The organism is Scytonema sp. UIC 10036, from assembly GCF_009725235.1.
On record NZ_WJFC01000160.1, the window covers coordinates 24,898 to 31,318 of the forward strand.

Genomic DNA, 6,421 nt, shown 5'->3' on the forward strand with positions numbered 1-6,421 from the left:
GTTCATGGGTGCCATTGAGAGTCAGGAGCCGTCTTATGGAGAATGCTATACTTAAGCTTCGGGGTATGAGTTGTGCCTCTTGTGCCAAAAGTGTTGAAAAAGCTATTAGTTCGGTTGTCGGTGTTAATGAATGCATTGTGAATTTTGGTGCAGAACAGGCAACGATAGAATACGATCCCGGAAAAACAGATTTACAAGTTATTCAAAATGTGGTATCAGAGGCGGGTTACTCTGCTTATCCTTTGCAGCAACAGAATACGTTGGTGGAAGATGATGTGGAAAAACGGGTGCGATCGCAAGAAATTCGAGTTTTAACCCGTAAAGTCGCGATCTCAGGTATCCTGAGCGCAGTGCTTGTCATTGGTTCAATACCAATGATGACAGGGCTGCACGTTCCGTTGATTCCCATGTGGCTGCATAACCCTTGGTTGCAGTTGGTTGTAACATCTCCAATACTGTTTTGGTGCGGTGCGTCATTTTATGTCAACGCGTGGAAAGCATTAAAACGTCGCGCTGCCACAATGGACACATTAGTAGTATTAGGCACAACCACTGCATACGTCTATTCCCTGTTTCCCACTTTTTTTCCCCATTGGTATACATCTCAAGGTCTCAGCCCAGATGTCTATTATGAAGCTGCCGCAGTCATTATCTCACTGATTTTACTAGGAAGGCTGCTAGAAACTCGTGCCAAAAGTCAAACGGGAGAAGCTATTCGTAAGTTAATCGGTCTGCAAGCCAAGACAGCACGTTTAATTCGCAGAGGACGCGAGATCGATATTCCAATTGAGGAAGTGCAAGTTGGAGATGTCATTTTAGTCAGACCTGGTGAGAAAATTCCCGTAGATGGCAAAGTGCTTGAAGGCACATCTACTGTTGATGAAGCCATGATTACTGGGGAAAGTGTTCCCATCAAAAAACAACCAGGTGATGAAGTCATTGGCAGCACCATCAATAAAACTGGCAGTTTCAAGTTTCAAGCCACACGAGTTGGAAAAGATACCGTACTGGCACAGATAGTCCAATTAGTACAGCAAGCGCAAGGTTCTAAAGCCCCAATTCAAAGATTGGCAGACCAAGTGACTGGATGGTTTGTACCTGTAGTCATCGCCATTGCACTGCTAACCTTTATCATTTGGTTTAACGTCACGGGTAATTTGAGCTTATCGCTGATAACAACAGTTGGGGTACTCATTATTGCCTGTCCGTGTGCATTAGGTTTGGCAACTCCTACATCCGTTATGGTGGGAACTGGGAAAGGTGCAGAAAATGGTATTCTGATTAAAAGTGCCGAAAGTTTGGAACTTGCACACAAAATTCAAACTATAGTACTTGACAAAACTGGAACTATTACCCAAGGCAAACCCACAGTTACGGACTTTGTAACGGTCAATGGAACAGCTAACAGTCATGAAATGAAACTGTTGCAACTTGCTGCATCTGTAGAACGTTATTCCGAACATCCGCTTGCAGAAGCTATTGTCAGATATGCTGAATCTCAAGAAGTACAGTTAGCGGCAGTCAAAGATTTTGAAGCAATTGCAGGTAGTGGCGTACAAGGGATTGTCTCGAACCGTTTCGTACAACTGGGTACACAACGCTGGATGGAAGAATTGAGCATTCCAACCCAAGCCTTGCAACAAGATAAAGAACGTTTGGAATACTTGGGTAAAACAGCAGTTTGGATTGCAGTTGACGGACAAATCCAAGGATTGATAGGTATTTCAGATGCCATCAAACCCACTTCTGCTCAAGCAGTAAAAGCATTGCAAAAACTAGGCTTAGAAGTTGTTATGCTGACAGGTGACAACCGCCGTACTGCTGAATCTATTGCCCGTGAGGTTGGTATTAACCGTGTTTTAGCGGAAGTGCGTCCTGAGCAAAAAGCTGCAGTCATTCAGTCTCTGCAAAAACAGGGATTGGGGAATAGGGACTGGGGACTGGGACAGAAGCGTTTTCCCAATCGCCAATCTATTGTAGCGATGGTAGGTGATGGCATCAACGATGCACCTGCATTAGCTCAAGCTGATGTGGGCATAGCGATCGGTACTGGGACAGATGTTGCAATTGCAGCTAGTGATATTACACTAATATCTGGAGACTTACTCTCAATTGTGACTGCAATTCAACTTAGCCGTGCCACAATTAATAACATTCGTCAAAATCTCTTCTTTGCTTTTATCTATAATGTAGCCGGAATTCCCATTGCTGCAGGAATTCTATTCCCCATCTTCGGCTGGCTGCTTAACCCAATTATTGCAGGTGCAGCAATGGCATTCAGTTCAGTGTCCGTTGTCACAAATGCTTTGCGTCTGCGGAACTTTCGAGCAAAACTTATTAGCGGTTAGTAGTTGCGCTGTCTTTGCATGTATAACTATAAACGTAGTGTCAGCGTTCATCCGAACATCATATCAACTAAGAGACGCGCCATGGCGCGTCTCTAAATGGTTGTTCCGATCGCGGTTTGGTCTTATCTCAACCGCCCATAATCCGCTGGATCGCCATATGGGTCTTCACTTGCTGGACGAATATTACCATACTGCCCGTAATCAGCTGGGTCACCATAGGGGTCTTCGCTAGCTGGGCGGATATCACCGTACTGTCCATAATTTGCCTGTCCGCCTCTTTCAAAGAGCTTTTTCATGGCAATAGCTGCTATACCTGCCATCACGCCCTTCGCTAGTGGATTGCTAAAAATGTTACCACCACGACCACCCATCAAACTCTCTGTAGCACCTCCAAAGATTTGACCGAGTATATCTGGTTGCTGTTGATGAATCCTACGTGTGGTTTTAGCAAGATAATTTGGGTCTTGAAGGCGATCGTCTATACCATCTTGGTTGAGGTCAGGAAAATTCAAGTGATGCTGACGTGTTTGTTGTTGAAGATACCGTCCAAACTGCATTCGCTCTTGTGGTGACATCCTACTAAAAGCTTCTTGTGCAGATTCTTGATAAAGCTCTGCCGGTAGTTGTTTGGATACTTGGTTGTAACGGTTAAAAACTTCCTCATCCGAGTATCCCTCATAGGGTAAGCCTTGCTCATAACGGTTGATAAAATTGCGGGAGTCATTTTCCGCCTCCCGATTGCCACCAAAAATACTTTCTAATAAATTCATTCGTTTCTCCTATGGGTTGAATTTACGCAATCTCTCTATATCTAGTCATTTTGAATTGTTATTTAATTGACCGTTATAGGAGTTTTAATAATAGAATCTAAAATTTTGGTATCTAACATTAACGAATCAAATATGGGAAATTTTTTCTCAATAATCTTGATATCGGAAATTAATTACTCCCTTCCCGCTAGAAGAATATTTAATTAAATGAACCGCAGAGACGCAGAGGAAAGAGGAGAAGAAGAGCGGCGCTCTTATGCTGTAAAAGGATTAGGTAGACTTATTTTAAGGTTATCCTACTTCTTTCTATTTTTTACTAACCTTAAGATAGATCTATAGTAATTCTATTTAGTTAGTGAGAATTGAAAGCTCAGAAACCAGACTTCTTAAAGAAATCGGGTTTCTAGTTTTCTCACGAATGATTTAGGACTACTATAGAAAAAAGCGGATTTAGTTGTTGTCAATAACAAGCATTCTTTTTTCAAAGATGGGCGTAGTTGAACTTACGATATAAATTCTTCTTTTAAGCTCGTAGTTTAATGCTAGAGACAGGTTACAAATTTAAGGATGGTTTTTAATTATGGCAAGCCGAGAAGCTTGCTTCAGAAGAAGATTCAACGTTAAAATTTCAGATTGATTTGGGAGCTAGTTATGTCGTCTGAAGAGGTCTTTGTATTTCCTGCATCTTTCGCTCAACAACGTCTGTGGTTTCTCGACCAGTTGATACCGGGCAATACTATTTATAATGTGCCAACTGCTATTCGTTTGAAAGGTTTGCTGAATTGCACCGCCTTACAGCAGGCTTTACAAGAAATTGTTCGCCGTCACGAAACTTTACGCACCACCTTTGAGATACTAGAGAGGGAAGTTGTACAGGTGATTTTACCTTCTTTAAGTGTTCCTCTTTCTATATTAAACCTGGGGGAGTTGACAACAGAGGAACGAGAGATAGAAGCAAAGCGGATTGTCACCTCAGAAATAGAATGCCCTTTTGACCTATCCCTAGGACCCCTGCTGCGAGTGAAATTGCTAGTGCTTTCTGAAACGGAGCATATTTTATTGTTGAATATGCACCATATTATTTGTGATGACTGGTCTATTGGAGTGTTTATTCGAGAATTGGGAACACTCTATCAAGATATTGCATGCAAAGTCTCTACATCATCTTTACCGGAACTTCCTTTACAGTATGCGGACTTTGCCTGCTGGCAACGAGAGTGGTTGCAAGGAGAAGGAACAAATGGCTATTCACCTCTACAAACTCAGTTAGAGTACTGGCGACAGCAATTGAAGGGTGTTTCCATGTTGCACCTACCTACAGATAGAGCCAGAGGAACTGTACAATCCTATCAAGGAGGAACGCAATTTATAGAGATATCGCAGCAGTTGGCTGATGAACTCCAAATACTTTCACAGCACGCGGGTGTGACTTTATTTATGACCCTTCTGGCGGCATTTCAGACGTTGCTTTACCGTTACACGTATCAAGAAGATATTGTGGTGGGTTCACCAATTGCTAATCGCAACCGCAGTGAAATTGAAGGGCTTATTGGTTTTTTTGTCAACAGTTTGGTACTTAGAACTGACTTATCTGGAAACCCAACTTTTCGAGAATTGCTAGGAAGAGTGAGAGAAGTGACGCTCGGTGCTTACAGTCACCAAGATTTGCCATTTGAGAAACTTGTTGAGGAATTGCATCCGGAGCGCAACTTAAGTCATCACCCGCTTTTTCAAGTTGTTTTTGGTTTTGAAAATGCACCAATGTCAGCACTGGAATTACCTGGATTGGTGCCTAGTTTTATGAATCTTGATTTTACGACAACACGTTTTGATTTGGAGCTACATCTCTGGAAGTGTTCTCAAGATTTCAGAGGCTTATGGGGTGGAAATTGGGAACATTCTGATGGAATTCGAGGTGTCATGGTATACAACACCGATTTGTTTGATAAAAACACTATAACTCGTTTCTTAAACCATTTTAAAACTCTCTTAAAGAGTCTTGTTAATCATCCAGAACACTGCATGACAGAGATACCGCTTTTAAGTGAAGCTGAACGACATCAAATATTAGTAGAATGGAATCAGAGTTATATTGATTATCCTCAAGATAAGTGCATTCATCAACTGTTTGAGGATTGGGTTCAAAAAAGCCCTGATGCGATCGCCCTTAGCGCCCGTTCCGGTAACGCATTAACATTTGGAGATGTAGAGACGACATATAGGGAATTAAATCAACGTAGCAATCAACTAGCACATTACCTACAAAAACATGGTGTTACTACAGAAGTTATAGTAGGAATTTGTGTAGAATATGTAGATACAATTGTAGGTTTGCTGGCGATTTTGAAAGCTGGGGGAGTTTATTTACCCTTAGAGCCTAACTATCCACAAGAACGTCTCAATTTCATGTTAGAAGACGCAGGAGTTTCTGTATTGCTCATGCAAGAAAATACGAGCAAGTTTTTTACAAATTTTTCTCAGCAAACGATCAATCTAGATAAAGATTGGGATAGAATCTCGAAAGAAAGTACAGATAACCCCAAAACTATCATTGATAGCAAGCGCTTAGCTTATGTAATTTACACTTCCGGCTCTACAGGGAAACCCAAAGGAGTTGCAGTTACTCACAAAGCTGTGAATCGACTGGTTTGTAACACAAATTATATAACAATAGAGACAACAGATAAAGTTGCTCAAGCCTCAAATATATCTTTTGATGCAGCCACATTTGAAATTTGGGGTGCATTACTGAACGGAGCGCAACTTGTTTGTATAAACAAAGAAACTCTTTTGTCATCCCGTGAATTCAAAAAAAAACTTCAACAAAAAGAAATCAGTATTCTGTTTTTAACAACAGCTTTATTTCAACAAATTGCTAGGGAGACTCCACAAGCCTTTGCTTCATTGCGATGTTTATTATTTGGTGGTGAGACTGTCGATATCAGATGGATTGAGAAGGTTTTGAAACACGGTTCACCACAAAAATTGATTCATGTTTACGGTCCTACAGAAGGGACAACATTTTCTTCTTATTATCACGTAAAAGAATTACCAGAATCAGCTACATCTCTTCCCATTGGTCGTCCGCTCGCAAACACGCAAATTTATATTTTAGATGCTTATTTACAGCCCGTACCTATTGGTGTTACGGGTGAGTTATACATTGGCGGTGATGGGTTAGCCCGTGGTTACCTCAACCGCTCAGAAACGACTGCTGAACGCTTTATTCCTCATCCTGTTAGTAACTATCGGCACACACACGCAACCAAGCTTGAAAATCCCTCTTCCCTACCCCCTTTGCCC

At 41.6% G+C, this 6,421-nt stretch carries 3 protein-coding genes; 2 read left to right on the top strand and 1 reads right to left on the bottom strand.

Annotation, left to right across the window (positions count from 1 at the left end; translation table 11 throughout):
• Positions 1 to 35: 35 nt before the first annotated feature.
• Positions 36 to 2,348: a heavy metal translocating P-type ATPase gene (locus F7734_RS44960; protein ID WP_155750841.1), complete on the top strand. Its 2,313-nt coding sequence runs from the start codon at positions 36 to 38 to the stop codon at positions 2,346 to 2,348.
• Positions 2,349 to 2,470: 122 nt separating this feature from the next.
• Here the strand turns inward: F7734_RS44960 and F7734_RS44965 are convergent, their stop codons facing one another.
• Entirely contained in the window at positions 2,471 to 3,118 is a 648-nt protein-coding gene (locus F7734_RS44965) for a hypothetical protein (RefSeq protein WP_155750842.1), read from the bottom strand.
• A gap of 651 nt (positions 3,119 to 3,769) precedes the next feature.
• On the opposite strand from F7734_RS44965, the gene F7734_RS44970 reads away from it, so the two are divergent.
• Positions 3,770 to 6,421 (top strand): amino acid adenylation domain-containing protein (locus tag F7734_RS44970; protein WP_155750843.1); only part of this gene is annotated, 2,652 nt, incomplete at its 3' end.

Coding starts and splice junctions, on each gene's coding strand:
- F7734_RS44960 (WP_155750841.1), top strand. CDS start 36: ATGGAGAATGCTATACTTAAGCTTCGGGGTATGAGTTGTGCCTCTTGT.
- F7734_RS44965 (WP_155750842.1), bottom strand. CDS start 3,118: ATGAATTTATTAGAAAGTATTTTTGGTGGCAATCGGGAGGCGGAAAAT.